The sequence below is a fragment of the Arthrobacter silviterrae genome, from assembly GCF_011045165.1.
Taxonomy (GTDB): domain Bacteria; phylum Actinomycetota; class Actinomycetes; order Actinomycetales; family Micrococcaceae; genus Specibacter; species Specibacter silviterrae.
This window is the reverse complement of sequence record NZ_JAAKZI010000033.1, coordinates 13,223-33,598: the sequence shown is the minus strand read 5'-3', so window position 1 is coordinate 33,598 and position 20,376 is coordinate 13,223. Positions and strand designations below refer to the sequence as shown.

Annotated in this window: 19 protein-coding genes; 9 read left to right on the top strand and 10 right to left on the bottom strand. The window is 67.6% G+C overall.

Annotated features, from left to right (window positions below; translation table 11 throughout):
- The first annotated feature begins 196 nt into the window (after positions 1–196).
- Positions 197–2,818: a helix-turn-helix transcriptional regulator gene (locus G6N77_RS20375; protein ID WP_165183168.1), complete on the top strand. Its 2,622-nt coding sequence runs from the start codon at positions 197–199 to the stop codon at positions 2,816–2,818.
- Here G6N77_RS20375 and G6N77_RS16000 read toward each other — a convergent pair.
- Positions 2,813–3,583, bottom strand: a complete 771-nt coding sequence (locus tag G6N77_RS16000; RefSeq protein WP_165183167.1) for an SGNH/GDSL hydrolase family protein — start codon at positions 3,581–3,583, stop codon at positions 2,813–2,815. The genes G6N77_RS20375 and G6N77_RS16000 overlap by 6 nt on opposite strands.
- A gap of 66 nt (positions 3,584–3,649) precedes the next feature.
- On the opposite strand from G6N77_RS16000, the gene G6N77_RS15995 reads away from it, so the two are divergent.
- Complete coding sequence (locus G6N77_RS15995) at positions 3,650–5,077, top strand: MFS transporter (protein WP_165183166.1); 1,428 nt, start codon at positions 3,650–3,652, stop codon at positions 5,075–5,077.
- Between the two features lie 79 nt (positions 5,078–5,156).
- Here G6N77_RS15995 and G6N77_RS15990 read toward each other — a convergent pair whose 3' ends face one another.
- Positions 5,157–6,998: an ABC transporter ATP-binding protein gene (locus G6N77_RS15990; RefSeq protein WP_165183165.1), complete on the bottom strand. Its 1,842-nt coding sequence runs from the start codon at positions 6,996–6,998 to the stop codon at positions 5,157–5,159.
- A gap of 108 nt (positions 6,999–7,106) precedes the next feature.
- Between G6N77_RS15990 and G6N77_RS15985 the strand changes: the two genes are divergently transcribed.
- Positions 7,107–7,577, top strand: coding sequence for a MarR family winged helix-turn-helix transcriptional regulator (locus G6N77_RS15985; RefSeq protein ID WP_165183164.1), 471 nt, complete (start codon positions 7,107–7,109; stop codon positions 7,575–7,577).
- Between the two features lie 167 nt (positions 7,578–7,744).
- Here the strand turns inward: G6N77_RS15985 and G6N77_RS15980 are convergent, their stop codons facing one another.
- The 7 genes from G6N77_RS15980 to G6N77_RS15950 all read right to left on the bottom strand — a co-directional run bounded on the left by G6N77_RS15980 (position 7,745) and on the right by G6N77_RS15950 (position 13,914).
- Positions 7,745–8,158 carry a VOC family protein gene (locus tag G6N77_RS15980; protein WP_165183163.1) on the bottom strand — a complete coding sequence of 138 codons (414 nt, stop codon included), beginning with the start codon at positions 8,156–8,158 and terminating at the stop codon, positions 7,745–7,747.
- Between the two features lie 74 nt (positions 8,159–8,232).
- The gene (locus G6N77_RS15975; protein WP_165183162.1) at positions 8,233–9,195 is read right to left on the bottom strand and encodes a siderophore-interacting protein; all 963 of its coding nucleotides are present in this window, start codon (positions 9,193–9,195) and stop codon (positions 8,233–8,235) included.
- The gene (locus G6N77_RS15970) at positions 9,192–10,037 is read right to left on the bottom strand and encodes an ABC transporter ATP-binding protein (RefSeq protein ID WP_165183161.1); all 846 of its coding nucleotides are present in this window, start codon (positions 10,035–10,037) and stop codon (positions 9,192–9,194) included. Before G6N77_RS15970 ends, G6N77_RS15975 begins: the two co-directional genes overlap by 4 nt.
- A 1-nt stretch (position 10,038) precedes the next feature.
- A complete protein-coding gene (locus tag G6N77_RS15965) occupies positions 10,039–11,043 on the bottom strand; it encodes a FecCD family ABC transporter permease (RefSeq protein ID WP_306987534.1) in 1,005 nt (334 codons plus the stop codon).
- Between the two features lie 56 nt (positions 11,044–11,099).
- The gene (locus G6N77_RS15960; protein WP_165183160.1) at positions 11,100–12,203 is read right to left on the bottom strand and encodes a FecCD family ABC transporter permease; all 1,104 of its coding nucleotides are present in this window, start codon (positions 12,201–12,203) and stop codon (positions 11,100–11,102) included.
- 11 nt (positions 12,204–12,214) lie between these two features.
- The gene (locus tag G6N77_RS15955) at positions 12,215–13,264 is read right to left on the bottom strand and encodes an iron-siderophore ABC transporter substrate-binding protein (RefSeq protein ID WP_306987197.1); all 1,050 of its coding nucleotides are present in this window, start codon (positions 13,262–13,264) and stop codon (positions 12,215–12,217) included.
- A 149-nt stretch (positions 13,265–13,413) separates the two neighbouring features.
- A complete protein-coding gene (locus G6N77_RS15950; RefSeq protein WP_370875220.1) occupies positions 13,414–13,914 on the bottom strand; it encodes a MarR family winged helix-turn-helix transcriptional regulator in 501 nt (166 codons plus the stop codon).
- Positions 13,915–14,044: 130 nt separating this feature from the next.
- Here G6N77_RS15950 and G6N77_RS15945 point away from each other — a divergent pair, with 130 nt between their 5' ends.
- Positions 14,045–14,680: an NADPH-dependent F420 reductase gene (locus G6N77_RS15945; RefSeq protein ID WP_165183158.1), complete on the top strand. Its 636-nt coding sequence runs from the start codon at positions 14,045–14,047 to the stop codon at positions 14,678–14,680.
- A 31-nt stretch (positions 14,681–14,711) separates the two neighbouring features.
- Here G6N77_RS15945 and G6N77_RS15940 read toward each other — a convergent pair whose 3' ends face one another.
- Positions 14,712–15,713 (bottom strand): glutathione S-transferase family protein, encoded by a 1,002-nt coding sequence (locus G6N77_RS15940; RefSeq protein WP_165183157.1) that lies wholly within the window; start codon positions 15,711–15,713, stop codon positions 14,712–14,714.
- Here G6N77_RS15940 and G6N77_RS15935 point away from each other — a divergent pair.
- From G6N77_RS15935 to G6N77_RS15915, 5 genes are all read left to right on the top strand, one after another.
- Positions 15,712–16,125 (top strand): HAD family hydrolase, encoded by a 414-nt coding sequence (locus G6N77_RS15935; RefSeq protein WP_165183156.1) that lies wholly within the window; start codon positions 15,712–15,714, stop codon positions 16,123–16,125. The genes G6N77_RS15940 and G6N77_RS15935 overlap by 2 nt on opposite strands.
- Positions 16,126–16,220: 95 nt before the next feature.
- Positions 16,221–17,516, top strand: coding sequence for an ATP-binding protein (locus G6N77_RS15930; RefSeq protein ID WP_165183155.1), 1,296 nt, complete (start codon positions 16,221–16,223; stop codon positions 17,514–17,516).
- 249 nt (positions 17,517–17,765) lie between these two features.
- Positions 17,766–18,938, top strand: coding sequence for an ABC transporter ATP-binding protein (locus tag G6N77_RS15925; RefSeq protein ID WP_165183182.1), 1,173 nt, complete (start codon positions 17,766–17,768; stop codon positions 18,936–18,938).
- Entirely contained in the window at positions 18,938–19,636 is a 699-nt protein-coding gene (locus G6N77_RS15920; RefSeq protein ID WP_165183154.1) for an ABC transporter permease, read from the top strand. Before G6N77_RS15925 ends, G6N77_RS15920 begins: the two co-directional genes overlap by 1 nt.
- Positions 19,633–20,376 (top strand): ABC transporter permease, encoded by a 744-nt coding sequence (locus tag G6N77_RS15915; protein WP_165183181.1) that lies wholly within the window; start codon positions 19,633–19,635, stop codon positions 20,374–20,376. Before G6N77_RS15920 ends, G6N77_RS15915 begins: the two co-directional genes overlap by 4 nt.

The window sequence follows — 20,376 nt, the reverse complement described above, 5'->3', positions numbered from 1 at the left end:
TCTCCCCCACCGTGAACTGTCCCGCTGCTCCGAACGCCTTTTCAGGCCCCGCCGGAATTCCCTTTTTGGCCACGGCCGCTCCCCTTCCCCTGAGCATGCAACGCGTAAATCCATTCCCACCCCTTACGTTAGGGACGGCATCCACGCGGCACATCAGTAGTTACTACGCAAATTCCCGGGCGGTAATGTTTTCCTTGTGAGTGCGCCCGCGATATTCCCGACTGCCTGGCCCGTTTTGGAGCGCGACGGCGACCGGATGCGGGCCCTGCGCGCGTTCGCCATGGGCGTCCAAAACTTGGGTTCGGCGGGGCTCCCCAACCATGCCACGGGGCACACTGCGGGCTTGGTGGTTGCCGGCGAGCCGGGCGTGGGAAAAACGACCTTTGCTTCGGGGCTTGTTTCGGCCTTGCTGGCGGACGCCCGCAACTCCCCGCTGGTGGTGCCGGTCTTGTGCACCGCCACCAGCAACTCCCTGCCGTGGTCCTCACTGGCACCGAGCATGTCCACCGAATCCCTGGCGGCAGCAATGGAATTGGTCGCCAGCGCACCCCCGAAACCGCAGGCCAGGCCGGTGCTGTACCGGATCGAGGACGCACACCTGCTGGACACCATGAGTGCCACGTACATCAGCTGGCAGGTTCGTGCCGGGCAGGCGGAGCTCGTGGCAACGGTCCGCCAGCTCTCAGCCTTGCCGGAGTCCCTGCAAATGCTGCTCAAGGATTCCGTGGTGGAATCGCTGCGGCTGGACCCCCTCGACGCCGCAGACACCCGCCTGCTGTTGGACAAGGCCGTGGGCGGGCCCGTGGACCCTGACGCCGCCCGGCACCTTTACACGCTGACCCGCGGCAACCCCATGTACCTGCGCGAAGTGGTCCGTTCGGCCCTGCAGTCAGGGGACATGTTCAATACCTCCACGGGATGGCAGTGGCGCAGGGCCAGCGCCGTCCCGGGCACCTTGTCACGCCTCATTGAGCGCGACATGGCCGGACTCCCCGACGCCCTCCGGGACGTGTTGGAGCTCGTTGCCTTCAGCGAGCCCATCGCCCTGCCGCTGCTCTTGAAAATGGTCCGCCCCCAGGACTTTGACGCCTGCCTGCGCGCCGAGCACATCGCACTTGTCCATCCCCCGCGCAGCCTGGTCCCGGATGTGGTGTCCGCCCATCCCCTCAAGGGCGAGGCCATCCGCGCTGCGGTCAGCGTCAGCAACCGGCTGCGGCTGCACCAAATGGTGAACGTGCACCGGGCCACTGCCGACGACGGGAGCCCGGCTTCCATGCTCCGCTCCACCTTCTGGGCCCTGGAATGCGGGCTGGACGTTGCCACGCCCACGCTCATCAGGGCGTCGTGGCTGGCGGGCGAGCTGCAGGACTTCGGGCATGCCGTGCTGCTGGCTGACGCTGCACTGGCCAGGACAGGGCTGAGCCCGGTGCAGCGGCTGGGCACCCTGGCAGCCAAGGCCTTTGCGGCCAGCTTCATCCCCGGGTCCGACGGCGGCGTGGCGGACCTGGAATCCGCCTGGGCGCTGTTGCCCGCCGCGGCCCGCCAGGAGGCGGAACGCCACCATGATGGCCCGGACGCCGCGGCCGCACAATTCCTGGAGGGCGCCCTGGCCGTCACGGCCCTGCGCGCCAATTTCAAGCTGTTCCGCCACGACTCCCCCGCGGCCGCCCTCGAAGCCCTGGACCAGGCGGAATTGCTGCTGGGGCCCGCCGTCAAGGCCACGCTGGAAGGGCTCCGCGTGCAAATCCACGGTTGGGCCGGCAACTTTGCCCCCGTCATCGAAACAGGCGAGGCCGCACTGTCGGCCAACGGTGGCGAGGTGGACGAGCCCATGCTGGCCTACCTGTCCATGTTTGCGCTGGGGCTGGGCCACCGGGGCGGACTGTTCCGCGCCCTTGACCTGTGCCGGGAAGGACTGCAGGTGGCGCGCCGGTGCACCGCCGACTATCCGTGGGCCGTGGGTGAGCTGCGCAGCGTGGCCCACCACCTGATCCTGTGGATCGGGGACATTGAACAGCTGGAGCAGGCGCGCCTGGAACGCCGCGACTTTGACCCTCCAGGGATCCAGTACGACTACACGCTGGACCTGGTGGCATCCGCCAATGTGGCCCGGGCCCAAGGGCGCTGGATGGCGTCCGCCGCCGATCTGCAACTGGCCGTTGAGAAATATGGCGCTTTCGACCGCAACGGCCTGGGCGCCTACGCCCGCGCAGCCCTCGCGGCCGTCCTGGCGCTGGCCGGGCGCAAATCGGAAGCGGCGAAGGCGCTGGCACGGTCCCGGGGCGGCGCACTGCGCGGTTCACGCAACATCGAGGCTGAGATCCTTTTCATGCAGCTCACCGCCCAGGCCGGCCTGGGCGATGCCGGCCCTGCCGACGCCCTTGAACTGGCGGACTGGGCCGCCGCACGGGATGCCCGGGTCACCGAGCTGGACGCCCTGCACCTTTACGTGGAGCTGGACCCCGCAGCGGGCGCCGCCGTCGTGCCCCGGCTTGTTGCCTGCGGGAAAATGATCGACGGCGGCCGCGCCCGGTGGCTGGTGGAGCATGCCCTGGCGCTGCTCGCCTCCGATGAGGTGGCGGCGCGCCGTGCCCGTGACAGCCTTGCCGTGCATGGTGTCTGGGTCGGCGCCAGGAATGCGCGGCCGGCGCTGACGGCGCGCGAACATCAAATTGCGGTGCTGGTCGCCGCCGGGCTGGGCAACCGCGAGATCGGCGAACGGCTGGTCGTCTCGGTGTGGACGGTGGAAAGCCACGTGGGCAGGATCTTCACCAAACTGGGGATCAACAGCCGGGACCAACTCGCCGCCAGGCTATAGCGGCGTGCGCAGCTGCGGCCACCGGGCGGAGAGGTTGTCCCCGGAGGACACCCCGCGCAGGCGGCGGCCAATCCACGGTCCCACGTACTCCTTCGTCCAGGTGGCGTTGTCCCTGAGTGATTCCGCCGTCGTTTTGACCTGGATGGGCGGCAGTTCCGGCATGGGAATGCGGGCCGTTTCGCCCAGCGCCTCCAACACCCGGTTCGCCATGTTGACGTGCCCGGGCGTGGACATGTGCATGCGGTCCACGTCCCACAGCCGCCAGTCGTTGTATTCGCGGAAGCGCCAGTAGTCCACCAGCTCGGCTCCGGTGTTTTCGGCCGCCTCGCGGACCAATTCGTTGTACACGGCGGTGCGGCCGCGGATGCCGGCAAAAACCTTGGAGGAGCTGGCATCAAAGCCGGTAAAAACCAGCACCCGGGCACCCGTAGCTGCCAGCTTGGCCAGGCCGCCGGAGTATTTGGCGATCATGGCGTCAATGTCCACCTTGGGCCGCAGGATGTCATTGATGCCGGCATAGATGGTGACCAGGGTGGGGTCCAGGGCCACTGCGGCGTCAATTTGTTCCGCCAGGATCTGCTTCATCTTTTTGCCGCGGATGGCCAGGTTTGCGTAGCCGAAGGTGCCTTCGGGGCGGGCCTGCGCAAGCTGTTCGGCCACACGGTCTGCCCAGCCGCGCACCTGGTTGGGGAGCGTGGTGTCCTCGTCGCCGAGGCCTTCCGTAAACGAGTCGCCCAACGCCACGTACCGTTGTGAAAATTCCACCTGTTCTCCTTGCCGCCCCATCTATAACTAGGCTAATCCTATGTGTGAGAATCCGTGCCGGCAGCTGTGAGCTCCCCCGCATCCATCTGGGGCCCCCAATACCGCAGCGCCACCGCCGGCTTCTTCGGCCTGGCGTTCATGGTTGCCTATTCCAGCGCCGCCATCACCACCGCAATGCCCCGTGCCGCCAACGAACTCAACGGCCTGCCGCTCTACGGGCTGGCGTTCGGCATCACCATGGCCGCCTCCGTGGTGTCGATGACGCTCGCCGCAATTTGGACTGACCGGTCCGGCCCGCAAACCCCGCTGCTGGCCGGCGTCGGCATTTATGTGCTGGGCATGGTCCTGGCCGCCGCCGCACCCACCATGGAGCTGCTGGTGGCCGCGCGCGCCCTGCAGGGCTTTGGTTCCGGGCTCGACGGCGTGGCCCTATACGTGGGGATCGCGCGGGTTTTCCCCGTGCACCTGCGGCCCAGGATGTTTGCCGCCCTGGCCGCGGCGTGGCTGCTGCCCTCCATTGTGGGCCCGGCCCTGTCCGGCGTGGTGACCGACCATTTCGGCTGGCGCTGGGTGTTCGCCACGGTTCCCGTGCTGGCCCTCGGGGCCGCCGCCATCATCTACCGCGGCACCAAGGGGAGCGGCATAAATGATGCTCCGGCGCGCGCTGACGGGCTTGCCGGAGACCCTGGATCTCGACAGGCTCGATCACCGGGGACAGGCCGGTCACCGGGGAGTGGCCGATCACCGGGGACAGGCCGATCACTGGCCGTGTGGCGCGCCCCGGCGTGGGCCGTCGTCGCGTCCGTGTCAGTGCTGCTGCTCGGCGACGCCAGCGCCCGCACCCGCGGTTGGTGGCCCGCGGAACTGGGTGCCGCCGTCGTGCTTCTCTGCATGGCCGTCAGCAAGCTGCTGCCGCGGGGCACCTGGCGGATGGTGCGCGGGCTGCCGTCTTTGATCCTGATGCGCGGGCTGATGGGCACTGCCTTCACCATCGCTGATGTATACCTTCCGCTGTATATGATCGACCAGCGGCACCTGCCCGCCTGGCTGGCCGGGTTGTCCCTGTCGGTGGGCGGCGTGACGTGGGCCGTGGGCGCCTGGCTGGCCGGGCGGGGGCGGTGGAAGCCGGCCACCTCGCTGCAGTGGGGCTCGCTGTCGATGCTGGCGGGCATGGCCGTTTCCTCACTGGTGCTGGTGCCCGGCTGGCCGGTGTGGATCGCCTGGGTTGGCTGGATCGCGGCCGGATTCGGCATTGGCCTGGCCTACCCCACCCAGTCGGTGCTGGTGCTGGAGCGTTCAGCCGTGCACGAACAGGGCGCCAATTCGTCGGCCCTGCAACTGAGCGAAACACTGACCACGGCTGCCGCGCTGGGCGTGGTGGGGGCCGTTTTTGCCGCGCTGCTGTTGATGGGCACTGCCAGCTACGTCATGGCGTTTGGCGTGGCCGTGCTGCTGGCCCTCGCCACCCTGCTGGTCTCGCGCCGGGCGGCCTGACGCGGGGCAAAAACCGCCCACGATGCCGCAACGGACATTTGAACCTGATATATCGGGCTCACTAGTCCGTTTCGGGATCCTAGGTGGCCGGCTCCAGTTCCTCGCCCGCCGCGAGGAGGCTGGCATATGCTCCCCCGGCGTCCCGGAGCACGGCGGGCGGCCCCACTTCCACCAGCTCGCCGCCGGCCAGCACGGCCAGCTGGTCGGCATCGTCCACCGTGGAGAGCCTGTGGGCGATGGTCAGCGTGGTGCGTCCGACGGCGAGCTGGTCCAGTGCCGCCTGCACCTGCGCCTCCGTGGTGTTGTCCAGCGCCGAGGTGGCCTCGTCCAGGATCAGCACCTTGGGGTTGCGCAGGATGGTGCGGGCAATGGCCAGGCGTTGCTGCTCGCCGCCGGAGAAGCGGTGGCCGCGGGCGCCGACCAGGGTGTCCAGGCCGTCCGGCAGCCCGGCCACGAGGTCGGCGATCCGGGCCGCGCCGAGCGCCCGCCACAGCTCGGCGTCGCCGGCATCCGGTGCGGCCAGCAGCAGGTTGTCGCGGATCGAGGCGTGCACCAGGTACGTCTCCTGGGACACCACGCCCACAATGCGCGACAGCACGCCCGGGGCAATGTCCCGGACGTCAACGCCGTCAATCGTGATGCGGCCCGCCGTGGCATCGTGCAGCCGGGGCACCAGCGCACCCAGGGTCGACTTGCCCGAGCCCGTGGGACCCACCACGGCCGTCGCGGACCCGGCGGGCAGCGCAAGGTCGATTCCGCGCAAAACGTCGGGGCCGCCGTCGTACGCGAAACGGACACCCTCGAAACGGACCTCGCCCCGGACTGTGGCAGGATCCAGCGGCACGGGCGATACCGGCGCGGTGATGTCCGGGACCAGGTCGAGGTATTCAAAGATGCGGCTGAACAGTGCCATGGCCGTGACCCATTGGACGCCCAGGCTCAGCAGGCCCATGATGGGGCGGAATATGGTGGCCTGCAGCGCCGTGAACGCCACGATGGTGCCGATGGACATGGTGCTTCCGGGCAGGCCGCCAGCGAAGTAGATCAGCGCCGGAATGGCGGAGAAAATGATGCCCATGGTGGCCATGCGCCAGCGCCCGGCCAGCTGCGAGCGCAGTTCCAGGCCGATCAGGCGCTGGGAGCTGGCGGTGTAGAGAGCGGCGTCCCTGCCCGTGGTGCCGAGGGTTTTCGCCAGCCGCACTCCGGAGATGGACAGCCCCTCCTCCACCTGGGTGTTCATGGTGGCGAGCTCGGCCTGCATGGTGGTGGTGATGTCGCGCCGGAGCAGGGCCACGCGGCGGGAGAACCAGACGGCCGGCGGGATGATCACCAGCGACAGCAGGGACAGCCGCGGGGAGAGCGCCACCATGGCCACCGCCGTGCCCACCGCCGTGGTCAAGTTTGACGCAACGCCCGTGGCCGTGGAGGTGATGACAGTCTGCATGCCGGAAATGTCGTTGTTCAGGCGCGACTGCACCTCGCCGCTGCGGGTCCGGGTGAAGAATGCCAGCGACTGCTTTTGCAGGTGGATGAACAGGCGCGTGCGCAGCGTGTGCATAATTTCCTGGCCCATGGCCGTGGCCATCCACGTCTGGACCACGCCAATCGCGGCAGTGGCTGCGGCCACCGCGATCATGGCGCCGGCAAGCCATGCCAGCAGCGGCATGTTTTTCTCCGGCAGTGCCCGGTCGATGATGCCGCGCACCAAAAACGGCTGGGCGAGGCTGATCACGCTGGATGCGGTAATGAGGAGCACGACGACGGCGATGGTCCCCTTGTGTGGGGCGAACAGGGCCGCGATCCGCTTCAGGCTCACCGGATGGGCCTTGATTTGGCTCTTGTCTGCGGGGTTGACGCGGGCGGGGCCGCGGTCGGCGCGGGGGCCCTGGCCTCCGCGGGGGGAAGTATTCATCTCCGTCATGGGGACCTCCGGAGGTTGTGCGGGGTGCGGAATTCGCACCAACTAATAAGGAGGTTACCTCACTATGAGGTTGTAGGTCAAACGTGCGGCCTTGGATAGACTGGGGGCATGGCAAATTTTGGTGGTTCCGCAGACCTGGGCGAGTTGTTCCACGCCGCGTTCCGCGGGCTGCGGCGCACGTGGGCGGAGCAGCTGGCGCCCTGGGAACTGACGCCGCACCAGTGGCGGGCCCTGCAGACGCTGGTGCGCGGCTGCGGCCCTGGGGCCGGCTCAGGCGCCGGCTCAGCCGCCGGTGCCTCGGCCGCCGGCCTGCGCCTAAAGGACTTGGCGGACCGGCTGCGCATTGCGCCGCGCTCCGCCACCGAAGTGGTGGACCAGCTGGAGTCCAAGGACCTGGTGCGCCGGGACGCAGACCCGAGCGACCGGCGGGCCACCCTGGTGGTGGCCACGCCGGCCGGGGAACAACTTTTTGCCGAGGTCAGCGCCGCGCGCCGCGACAAGTCAATGGAATACTTTGCGCAGCTGGCCGAACCGGACCGCACCGAGCTGGCCAGGATTCTGGCCCAGCTCAGCCACTAGCGCAAAGACGCTCCCTTTCGCGGCCCCGCGAACGACGCTCCCTCATCTTTCGCGGCCCTGAGAACGACGCTCCCTCATCTTTCGCGGCCCTGAGAGCGACGCTCCCTCATCTTTCGCGGCCCTGCGAGCGACGCTCCCTCATCTGCCGGGTGCCGTGCCGCCGGGGGCTACGCCGCGGGGGTGCCGGCGATGTTGACCAGCCACGGCACACCGAACTTGTCGGTGAACATTCCGAAGGTGTCACCCCAGGGCGCCTTGGCCAGCTTCTCGGCGATGGTGCCGCCGTCGGACAGCTGGTTGTAGTACCCGGTCAGGGTTTCCTCGTCGTCCCCGGACAGCGAGACCGTTGAGTTGGCGGTGATTGCCATGGAGCTGGGGACGTCGGCGCCCATGAGGACCAGGCCGTTGTCGGCCGTGAGCTGGCCGTGCATGATCTTGTCTGCCTCGGCCGGGTCATCGGAGGCATGGAATTCGGCAAAGGTGCTCAGGTCCAGCTTGCCGCCGAAGACGGAGTGGTAAAACTCCATGGCCTCCTTGGCGTTGTCGCGAAAGTTCAAATACGGGTTCAATCGAACAGTCATGATTGGTCTCCTGATGGGTTGGGTCCTATTGGGACACCTGACATTATCCCCGCATTGGAAACCCCTGTCAGCAGTTATCCCGGCAGGGCCCGGCCCATCCGCCAATAACCCATGAAGGCCACCGCATTCCGGTCCATGCCCACATCCCGCACCAAGTACCGGCGCAATCCGCGGACGGTGGCGGCCTCCCCGGCAATCCACGCGTACAGGCCTTTTCCCGGCGCGGATTCCGGGGTCTCCCAGAGAACTGCACCGTCAATGTCGACGTCTTCGGGCTCCTCACCCCGCAGGCACGCGGCAGGCAGAATCAGCTGCCGAACGTCTGTTGCCAGCAACGCGCCGTGGCCGCAGCCATTCCTGGCATGCCAGCGCACTTCCACCCCTGCCGGGCAGGCCATGTCCAGGAAGTCAGCCGCGGTGGGCACCTCCAGCACGGCGTGCCCGGAAACATGCGAAGGCAGCGACTCCAGGATCGCGGCGATGGCCGGCACTGCGGTTTCGTCCCCGGCCAGCAGGACCCGCCCGGCGGTGCCCGGGGCAAATTCAATGCCCAGGCAGTCCCCCCACCGGGCGCACGGGCCAACCACCATCAGCGGATCCCCCGGCCGCGCGGCAGCAGCCCAGGATGCGGCCGGTCCGAAGGCTCCCGGGTGCAGCACAAAGTCAATGTCCAGTTCCCCCGCGCTCGCCTGCCTGCCCGACGACGCCGGAACCTCCGCGCGCAGCGCCCTCACGGTATACGTCCGCATCACCCCGCGCGCAGCTTCATCCAGCGAGCGCCAGCGCTGGTACCAGTCATCCTGCAGTGAGCCGCGGACAGTGTTCAGCTGCGGGAGGTCCTTGCCGGGCGAGGGAATGAGCACCTTGACCCGCAGGTCCAGCGTTTCCCCGCCCGGGCCCGCGCCAAAAAGCGCCAGGTCTGCTCCGGTGAAGGTGATGCGCCGGAAGTGCGGCGTCAGCTGCTGAACCCGCGCAACGGACAGCCGGAATGCCCGCATGGGGCTGACCGGATCCTCCGCCACGGCTACTGCACTCATGCGGGCGCCCCCGCCAGAGAGGCCCCCGCACCCAGCAGCGCGGCGCGGCGCCCCAGGGGAACCACCAGAGGGGTGCCTGTGACAGGGTCCGGGACCACCACGGATTCCAGGCCAAACACCTCGCGGACCAGCGCGGCGGTCAGCACGGCCTCCGGCTTGCCTTCGGCCACCACCCGGCCAGCTTTCATGGCCACCAGATGGTCCGCGTACCGTGCCGCCAGGTTGAGGTCGTGCAGCACAATGGCCACAGTGGTCCCCCTGCGAGCGTTGAGCTCGGACACCACATCCAGCACCTCCACCTGGTGGGCCAGGTCAAGGTAGGTGGTGGGCTCGTCCAGCAGCAGCACCTCTGTTTCCTGGGCCAGCGCCATGGCAATCCACACACGCTGGCGCTGCCCTCCGGAGAGCTCGTCCACGGTGCGCCCCGCCAGCCCCAGCGTTCCGGTGACGGAGAGCGCTGCCGCCACGGCGTCGTCGTCGGCCCCGGTCCACTGGCGGAACCAGCCCTGGTGGGGGCTGCGTCCGCGCCCCACCAGCTCGGAAACGGTGATGCCCTCCGGCGCGGTGGGGGCCTGCGGCAGGATGCCCAGTTCGCGCGCCAGGGCACGGGTGGGCATCCTGTGGATGTCCGCCCCGTTGAGAAGTACAGCGCCGGACCGGGCCGAAAGCAGCCTGGCCAGCCCGCGCAGCAGCGTGGACTTCCCGCAGGCGTTGGCGCCCACAATGTAGCTCACCTTTCCCGCGGGCAGTTCCAGCGAGAGCCCCTGCACGATGGGCGCACCGGCATAGCCGAGGGTGATGTTCCGGGCGCTGAGCCGTGTCGGGTGTGAATTGAGGGCCATGTCAGCCTCCTTGGTTGGAGCGGTTGGATGAAATAAGGAGCCACAGCAGGAACGGCGCCCCGAGCGCACCGGTCACCACACCCACCGGCAGGGAGACCCTGGGGATGGCATTGACGGCGGCCAAGTTGCCGGCCAGGACAATTCCTGCACCCACCAGCGCAGCCACCGCCAGGGACGGGGCCCCGTTGTTGAGCCGCCTGGCGATAGGCCCGGAGAGGAAGGCGACGAAGGCAATGGGCCCGGCCGCGGCCGTGGGAAGGGCGGCCAGCAGCACGCCAAGCAGGGTCAGCAGCAGGCGGGCACGCGGAACGTTGAAGCCAAGCCCGGCGGCAGTGTCGGCACCGAGTGCCAGCCCGCGCAGCTGCCGCGCGCCCGGCCCGGCAAGCGGCAGGAGCACCAGCAGGGCTGCGGCCAGGAACGCCACGCGCTGCCAGTTCGCCGGGGCCAGCGAGCCGCTCAGCCACACCATGACATCCCGCGCGTTGCCTGTGTCGGCGCGGGATAGCAGAAACGTGACGGCGGCCTGCAGGAACGCTGCCGCCCCAATGCCCACCAAAATCAGCCCCGTGCCGCCCCGGCCGCGCGCCAGCCAGGTGATCAGCACCGCCACCACCAGCGCTCCGCCCATGGCCGCCAGGGACACACCGGCCCCGCGTGCGCCAAAGACCACGATTGCGGCAACAGCAGCCGCACTGGCACCGTAGCTGATGCCGATGATGTCAGGGCTGGCCAGCGGGTTGCGCAGCATGGCCTGGAAAATGGCCCCTGCCACGCCGAACGATGCCCCGGCCAGCAGGCCCAGCAGCGCCTGCGGCAGCTTGTTTTCCATGACGATAAAGCTGGCACCGGGAATCTCGGCCCCGCCCATCAGCCGCAGGAAATCCGGCACCGTGACGGTGTAGCTGCCCAGCAGGACATTCGCGAAGAACAGACCGGCCACGGCGGCGCCGAGGATTCCCGCAACCCAAGCACGACGGCGGCGGGGCGCCTTGCGCCGTTCACGCACCCAGGCGCCACCCAGGACGGCGGCACCGGCGGGCAGCTGCGCCTTGTCCAGGACGCTCACAATTCGGCCCGCCGCCCGCGGCGCACCACGGCAATGAACACGGGCGCCCCGATGAGGGCGGCGAGAATGCCCGCCGGAACCTCCCCCGGCAATAGGACCACCCGCCCCGCCACGTCCGCCGTCAACAGGATTGCCGGGGCCGCCAGGAGCGACAAGGGCAGCAGCCAGCGGTAATCCGGCCCAACCAGCCCGCGCAGCAGGTGTGGAACCACCAGCCCGATGAAGCCGATGGGGCCCGCTAATGCCGTGGCGGAACCGCACAGCAACACAATTCCCACGGCGGAGACCGCCCGCCCCGGTCCGGGGCGGTGGCCCAGCCCGCGGGCCATGTCGTCGCCAAGGGCAAGGGTGTTGAGCAGCCGCCCGGTGGCCAGCAGGATCACCGCGCCTATCGTGACGAACGGCAGCACGGCCCCGACAGCGTCCCAGGACTTTCCGGCCAGCGCACCCACCTGCCAGGTCCTGAAGAGCTCCAGGGAGTCCTGGCTGGTGACGAGCATGGCGCTCATGAGCGATCCCATTCCCGCGGCTGCGGCCGCCCCAGCAAGTGCGAGTTTTACAGGGGTGGCCCCGCTGCGGCCCAGGCTGGCCACACCGTAGACCACCACGGCCGCCACGGCGCTGCCGGCAAAGGCAAACCACAGATAGGAGGACACCCCGGCTGCGCCGAAAAAGAAGATTCCCGCCACCACGGCAAGCGAGGCTCCCGCATTGACACCCAAAATGCCGGGATCGGCCAGCGGGTTGCGGGCCACGCCCTGCATGGAGGTGCCCGCCAGGCCCAGGGACGCGCCCACCACCAGCCCGGCGACGGTTCGCACCAAGCGGGAGGCCACCACGGCGTGGTCGCCGTTGGCAGGTTCAAAGTGCGCAAGGGCATCAAATACGATTGGCAGCGGCACAGTGCGGGCGCCGAACGCCAGGGACATGAGCACGGCCGCCGCCAGCGCGGCTGCCAACGCCAACAGCCAGGCCAGCTGGCGAACGGCAAAGAAGCCCCTGCCTGGCCGCCCAAGCACCCCGGCGGCAGGCGGCAGGGGCACAGCGGAGGGGACCGGCGTCGCAATTCCTAAGGGCGGTGTCAGTGCGGGTGCACCCATCCAGACGGGCCCTACGCCTTCGAGGCCGCGGCGCCGAGCTGCGGCAGGAACGCCTCCAGCGCCCAGGGCAGGCTCAGCGGGGAGGACGCGGAGATTGCGTACGTGAGGGTGTTGTCCGAATCGGCCACGAAGGCACCCTTCCTGATGGCGGGAATCTGGCCCAGGAGGGGGTCCGTGGTGATTGCGTCCTTCGTCTTCTTGTCCGGCACCCAGCTGACAAAGACCTGCGACACCAGCTCGTTGGCCTTTTCGGCTGACCATGGGATGAAGAATCCGGGTTTCCCCTGCCCTGCGGCGACCACCACGGGAGCCAGCTGCATGCCGATGCTGGCCAGGAACTTGGGGCGGTTGTCGCCGGAGAGGTAGACGTTGACGCCGTCGCTCTTGTCCGGCTCCAGGTTGCCGTAGATGAAGGTCTTGCCTTTGATGGCAGGGTACTTGGCGGCCTGCGCGGCAATGGTTTTCTCCGTGGCGGCAATGAGTTCCTGGGCAGCCTGGGACTTGCCGAGGGCGGCACCGATCATGGTGGTGGAATCCTGCCAGGACGTGGCGTACGGGGCTTCCGGGTAGGCGATGACCGGGGCTATCTTGCTGAGCTTGTCATAATCGTCCCGGGTCAGGCCGGAGTAGGCGGCCAGGATGATGTCCGGGTTGACCTTGGCCACTTCCGTGAAATTCACGCCGTCCGCCTCGGAGTACTGCACCGGGGCCTTTGCGGTGCCGAACGCCGCGCCCGCCCTTTCCAGCGCCGCGTCCTTCCACGGGGTGGAACCCTGCGCGTTGCCGCCCCAGTCGTCCCTCGGCATTCCCACGGGCACCACGCCCAGCGCCAGGGCCACGTCCGCGTTGACCCAGGACACCGTGGCGATTCGCTGCGGGGCTGCCGTGAGGACCGTGTTGCCGAACTTGTGCCTGACCGTGATGGGGAAAGCGTCCGTGGCAGCATTCCCGGATCCGCCGGCCGAGCCGACCTCACCGGTGGAGCAGCCGGTCAGTGTGGCGGCGGTGGCCGCCACCGCCAGCAGTCCGAGCGAAAGTCCCTGTCGACGCGAAAATTCCACAATTGATCCTTACCGTAGCTGTGATGGCGGCCCGCAGAAGTTAAGCAAGCCTTACCTACCCTAGCGGATCTTCTGGACAATAGGGAACACTAATGTGACGTAATAGCTGGGGTGTGACGCTCCGCCTGCTGCCCTACGGTTACCCGGGCCTACGGCGCAGGCGTGCGCAGGATCCAGTGGTTGGCATCCAGGCCGCGCATCAGCTTGCGGCCAATGCGGGCCAGGTCCGCAACGTCCTCTTCGTCCAGCTGGTCAAAGACCAGGCCCCGGACGGTTTCCACGTGAAGCGGGGCCAGTTCCCGGATCAGTGACAGCCCGGCGTCCGTGATGGTGGTTGACGTAACCCGTGCGTCGTCGGCATGGGTGGCGCGCTCCACCAGCCCGCGGGCCTGCAGCTTCTTGGCCACGTGGGAAAGCCTTGACAGCGAGGCGCTGGTCCGCGCTGCGAGCTCGCTCATGGGCAGAGTCCCGGTGGATGCCTCGGAGAGCATGGCCAGCACGTTGTAGTCAAAAAGCGACAGCTTTGCGGCCTGCTGCAGCGGGGCTTCAAGCGCCCCGGGCAGCAGCGTGGTGGTGGACAGCAGCGCCAGCCACGCGGCACGTTCATCGGCATTCAGCCAGCGCGGCCCCGGTTCACTCATGCCCACCATCTTTCCACGGTTGTCCGACGACAGACGGGACCCGGCAACTTTTTACTTGACACATCAACTAAACTCATCTAAATTTACTTGTAGCTTCAAGTAAATACTTCCAGCACACCCCTCGGAAAGCAGGAACACCATGAGCACCATCACCATCATTGGCTCCGGAAACATGGCCCGCGGCATCGCAACACGGGCCCTCGCCGCTGGACGGAGCGTGGAAATCCTCAACCGCGACGAGGCCAAGGCTGCGGCCCTGGCCGCCGAACTTGGCGCCAACAGCACCTCGGGCAAGCTGGGCCAGGTCCCGTCGGGCGAGATTGTGGCGCTGGCCCTGCCGTTCGACGCCGCCAAGGAAGTGGTGTCGGCCTACGGCGACACCCTGGCCGGCAAGACGGTCATCGACATCACCAACCCGGTAAACTTCGAAACTTTTGACTCGCTGGTGGTTGCCCCCGGCACGTCCGCTGCCGAGGAAATCGCAGCCCTGACGCCGGCCAACGTGGTCAAGGCCTTCAACACGACCTTCGCAGGTACGCTCGCCACTGGCGAAACCAGCGGACAGGCACTTGACGTGTTCATTGCCGGCGACAATGCCGAGGCGGCCGCGGCGGTCTCTTCCCTGGTGTCCGACGGCGGAATGCGCCCCATCGTTGCCGGGCCGCTCAAGCGGGCCCGCGAGCTTGAAGGCTTCCAGTTCCTGGTCATGACGCTCCAGGCCAACCCGGCCTTCGAGACCTTCAACTGGAACACAGGCCTGAAGATCGTGGACTAGTCCCCAGGCGCTCCCACGCGCGGAACGGCCCCTACGCGTCCACCGGGCGGGTGGGGGCCGTTCCGTTGCCAAAGGGCCGCCCGCCCAGCGACTCGCGGCCGTGCGCCGTGGCCCATCCCGAGGTGTCGGGGCCCAGCGGGACAATCTGCGTGGGGTTCAGGTCCTCATGCACCACGTAGTAGTGCTTCTTGATCTGTTCAAAGTTGACGGTGTCGCCAAATCCGGGCGTCTGGAACAGGTCCCGGGCGTAGGCCCACAGCACGGGCATTTCGATGAGCTTGTTCCGGTTGCACTTGAAGTGCCCGTGGTAGACGGCGTCAAAGCGGACCAGTGTGGTGAACAGGCGAACATCCGCTTCGGTAATGGTGCTCCCCATCAGGAATCGCTGCGTGGCGAGGCGTTCCTCGAGCCAGTCGAGAGCGGTGAACAGGCGTTCGTAGGCAGCGTTATACGCTTCTTGCGAACCGGCGAAGCCGCAGCGGTAGACGCCGTTGTTGACCTCGGTGAAGATGCGCTTCATCACCGGGGCCATGTCCTCGCGCAGCGCTTCCGGGTACAGCTCGGGCGCTCCTTCCCGGTGGAATTCGCTCCATTCGGTGGAAAAGTCCAGCGTGATTTGCGGGAAGTTGTTCGTCACCACGGCCCCGCTGGGCACGTCCACAATGGCGGGGACGGTGATCCCACGCGGGTAGTTTGGCGTGCGCTTGAAGTACGCGTCCTGCAGGCGCGGAATGCCCAGCACGGGGTCCAGGCCGTCCGGGTCCAGGTCAAACGTCCAGCTCCGCACGTCATGCGTGGGGCCGCAGACACCGATCGAAATGGCGTCTTCGAGGCCCAGCAGCCGGCGCACAATGGTGGAACGGTGCGCCCACGGACACGCCCGCGCCACCACCAGGCGATACCGCCCGGCCTCCACGGGGTAGCCGTCAGCGCCGTCCCGGGTGATCCGCGTTTCAATGTAGTTGGTGTCCCGCGTGTACTCGCTGCCCGTCACGTACGTGCCCTTGGTACTGAAATCCTGCTGAGTGTCCATGAAGCCAGCCTATGCCCGCCGCCGGAAACCCGACAGGTCCCGGCCCCGCGCGCAAGCCAAGCACGACGGCGGCCGGCTGGATCAGTGGCCGCCACGGCTAAGCTGGGGATGTGGAAATTCGAGCCGTCTTGCCTGGACCGCTTTTCCTGACGCGGCGCCCACCCTGCGGCGCCTGCGGGACCTCGGACTTCGCGTCGGCGTCATCACCAACGGCAATCACGAACAGCAATCAATGAAAATCGCGAGACTCGGGTTGGAACCACTGCCGGACGTGTTCTTCAGTTCAGAACAGATGGGCCACGCCAAACCCGACAAATCAGCGTTCACCTGGACTGTGCGGGCATCGCAAGGCAGTTGGCCCAGCACAGGGGACGCGACGGAAACCAGCCATGGTGCGCTCAAAAAGGTTTAGTAGATTTACTCAAAAAGGTATCGTACGAATGCTCAAAATGGTAGTGTAGATCCACTCAAAAGAGTATGGCGACCGCATTCAAAGGGCGCGGGAACATGGCAGCGGAGGAGACTGGTCGCGTGCAGGGCTACAGCAGACGGATCGTTGACAACTCAATCGATGAACTCTTCCCTTCGTTCGCCGCCATCTCCATTGACGGGGCCCGCGCGATCGGGAAGACCTCAACAGGGGCACAACGGGCAAAAACGATTCTCAACCTGGACCTCCCTGAAATTCAGCAGTTGATCCAGGCAGACCCAAACTATTTGGGCCGGGCGGACACCCCCGTTCTCATCGACGAGTGGCAAAACGTCCCCGAGGTTTGGGACCGGATCCGCCGGCTCGTAGACAACGACGCAACCGGAGGACGGTTCATCCTGGCCGGAAGCGCCGCACCCATCGGTGTCCGGCTGCACTCCGGCGCTGGCCGAATCATCAAATTCCGGATGCGCCCGCTCTCCATCGCGGAACGCGGCTTGGCCACCCCCACCGTCCGGGTCCGCGATCTTCTCGAGCCAGGCGCCACGAACATCACCGGCTCCAGCGATGTCGACTTGCGCGGCTACGTCCGTGAAATTATCGCTTCTGGATTCCCGCAGGCCCGGCAGATGAACGATCGTGCCCGTGGGGTGTGGCTGGATGACTACATCGAGCGCGTCATCACCCACGATTTTACCGAACAGGGCCACCGCATCCGGCGACCGGAACTTCTGCGGGGATGGTTGCGGGGCTACGCCTCGGCCACAGCTTCCGCAACCACGTTTGCAAAAATCGGGGCCAGTCTGGACCCGGGTGAACCGGCTGGACCGGCCAAAACAACGTCGATCGCCTACCGTGACGTTCTTAGCAGCCTCTACTTGCTGGACCAAGTCGATGCCTGGTCGCCCAGCAAGAAGATTTTGGCGCGCGCCGCACTCGCGCCGAAGCATTTTCTCGCCGACCCGGCCCTCTCTGCGCGCCTGCTCAACCTCAACGAGGCCAAGCTGATGTCCGCCACCGGACCTGCGAGCAACACCGGAGTCCGGACCCGGCTCGGTGACTTCTTTGAGGCACTTGTCGCCCTCAGCCTGCAGACATATGCCGCGGCCAACGATGCCCAGCTCTCCCACTTCCGCGACCATGACGGGCGGCGCGAGATTGACTTCATCCTCCACCGCGGGCACGCTGAAGCAGTGGGCTTTGAGGTGAAGCTCAAGTCCTCAATCAATGACAACGACGTTCGCCATCTGCTCTGGCTCAAGCAATCACTCCCCGAGCAAATAGTCGACCTCGTCGTCATCAATATCGGCACCCACGCCTATCGCCGCAAGGACGGCGTGGCTGTAATCCCGCTCGCGCTGCTCACCGCCTAAAGCTCCACCCAAGCCAACCACCACCAACCCACGCCCGACGGCGGCACCCGGGCGCCGCCGTCGTCCGCGCTAAGCGAAACCCGCCAACATGCGCGCCAGCAGCTTTACTCTCCAAAATCACCCTGCATATGATCGAGGGCAGCAGGTGAGTGCCACCTACAGTGAGGACCTTCCATGGCGGCCCCAGAAGCAGTCCGCTCCCCCGCGGGCAATGCCGCAAACCAAACCATCAGCCAGGCCGGATCGGCAATGGTGCAATTTCAGGGCGTGCAGAAGGCCTACCAGGCCGGCCGGCCCGCCGTCGACAACCTGAACCTGAGCATCGACGCCGGCAGGATCACCGTCTTCGTGGGCCCGTCGGGCTGTGGGAAAACCACCTCGCTGCGCATGATCAACCGCATGGTGGAACCCACGGCGGGCACCATCACGGTGGGCGGGCGGGACATCAGCACCATCCCCGCACACCAGTTGCGCCGCTCCATGGGCTATGTGATGCAGTCGGCCGGGCTGCTCCCCCACCGCACCGTGCTGGACAATGTCACCACCGTGCTGCGCCTGAACCGGGTGCCGCGCGCCGCAGCCCGCGCCCGCGCCGCCGAACTGCTGGAGACCGTGGGCCTGTCCGCCGACATGGGCAAGCGGTACCCCAACCAGCTCTCCGGCGGGCAGCAGCAGCGCGTGGGCGTGGCCCGGGCGCTGGCCGCAGACCCTCCCATCCTGCTCATGGACGAGCCCTTTTCCGCCGTGGACCCCGTGGTGCGCGCCGAACTCCAGCAGGAACTGCTCCGGCTCCAGCGCGAACTCGCCAAGACCATCATTTTTGTCACGCACGACATCGACGAGGCCACGCTCCTGGGCGACAAGGTGGCCGTCTTCGCCACGGGCGGGCGCGTGGCGCAGTATGCCGATCCGGAGGAGATCCTGCGGGCCCCCGTGGACGACTTTGTGGCGGCATTTGTGGGCCGGGACCGCGGCTTCCGGCACCTGTCCTTCAGCCCTGGCGCCTCCGTGCCCGTCCACCCGGCGCCGTCGGTGGCGTGGGACGGCGCCGCCCTGATGGACGACGGCGCTGCTGCCGCCGGCCTGCGCCCGGAAGCTCCCGGCGCGGACGGTTCCGGCTGGCGGCTGGCCGTGGATGGAGGCGGGCGCCCCCTGGGCTGGCTGGCACCAGGCACTGCCGGTACCCCTGGCACCGCCGAAGCCGGAGGCCCGCTGGTGCCCGGAGGGTCCCTGTTCCACGCCGGCGACCCCCTCCGCAATGCCCTCGATGCGGCCTTGTCCTCCCCGTCCGGGCTGGGCGTTGCCGTTGATGGGGACGGCCTGGTGCAGGGCGTGGTGCGCGCACCGGAGGTGCTGGCGGCCATCGAGGCAGCCCGCGAATCCCGGACCGCCGAAGGCCAGACCCCTGAAGGCCGCGGCTGATGCAGTGGTTCCTGGCCAACCTGCCGCAGGTCCTCGCCCTCAGCGGATCCCACCTGGTCCAGGCCGTGGTGCCGCTGGCACTGAGCGTGGTCATCGCCGTCCCGCTGGCGCAGCTGGCCCGCCTGAACAAGGGCCTGGGCGCCTTCATCCTCTCCGCCGGCTCCCTGCTGTACACCGTCCCGTCCCTGGCGCTGTTTGTGATCCTGCCCGGCATCCTGGGCACCAAGATCCTGGACTTCGCCAACATCATCGTGGCCCTGACCATCTACGCCGTGGCACTGCTGGTCCGCTCCACCCTGGACGCACTAAACTCCGTGGACGACGGCGTCCGGCAGTCCGCCACCGCCATGGGGTTCAGGCCCCTGCAGCGCTTCCTGGCGGTTGACCTGCCGCTTTCCGTACCGGTGCTCTTTTCCGGCCTGCGCGTCATCTCCGTCAGCAACATCTCCCTCGTTACCGTGGGGGCGCTGCTGGGCATTCCCAGCCTGGGCTTCTTCTTCACGGACGGGTTGCAGCGCAATTTCCCCACGGAGATTGTGGTGGGCATAGTGGGCACCCTGGTGCTGGCGCTGCTCATGGACCTGGTCCTGGTGCTGCTGCAGCGCCTCCTCACGCCGTGGCTGCGCACGGCAACACCGGCACCAACGGCACCAACGGCAACACCGACGACGGCGGCACAGCCGGGGGTGGCCGCATGAGCCTGCCCGCCACCACCTACACCGCCACGGGCCCCTTCGCCGAAGGCTGGCAGTGGCTCACGGACCCGGCCAACTGGCAGGGCCCCATGGGCATCCCCGTGCGCATCACCGAACACCTGGGCTACTCGGCGCTGACCCTGCTCATCTCCGTGGCGATAGCCGTCCCCATCGGACTGTACGTGGGGCACACGGGCCGGGGACGCGTCGTCGTGGTTTCCCTGGCGGGGCTGCTGCGGGCCCTGCCCACGCTGGGCATCATGACTCTGTTTGCCCTCATGGCCACCTCCACGCTGTCGCTCATGCCCGCCATCTGGTCGCTGGTGCTGCTGGCCGTCCCGCCCATCCTGACGGGGACCTATGCGGGGATTTCCGCCGTCGACCCCCAAATAGTGGACGCCGCCCGCAGCATGGGAATGACGGGGCGCCAGGTGCTGTTCCGGGTGGAGGTGCCCAACGGACTGGCCGTGATTCTGGGCGGCTTCCGTTCGGCAGTGCTGCAGGTGGTGGCGACGGTGGCTGTTGTCGCGTTCATCAGCCTGGGCGGGCTGGGCAGGTTCATCATTGATGGATTGGCCGTGCAGGACTACGGTCAAGTACTGGGTGGGGCCGTGGTGATTGCCTGTGTGGCAATTGCCCTTGACGGCGTCCTCGCCCTGCTGCAGCGGCTGGCCGTCTCGCCCGGCCTCAAGGAGCCCGCCGGGACACCGGAGCCGGCGGCCCGGACACGGATTCACCCATAG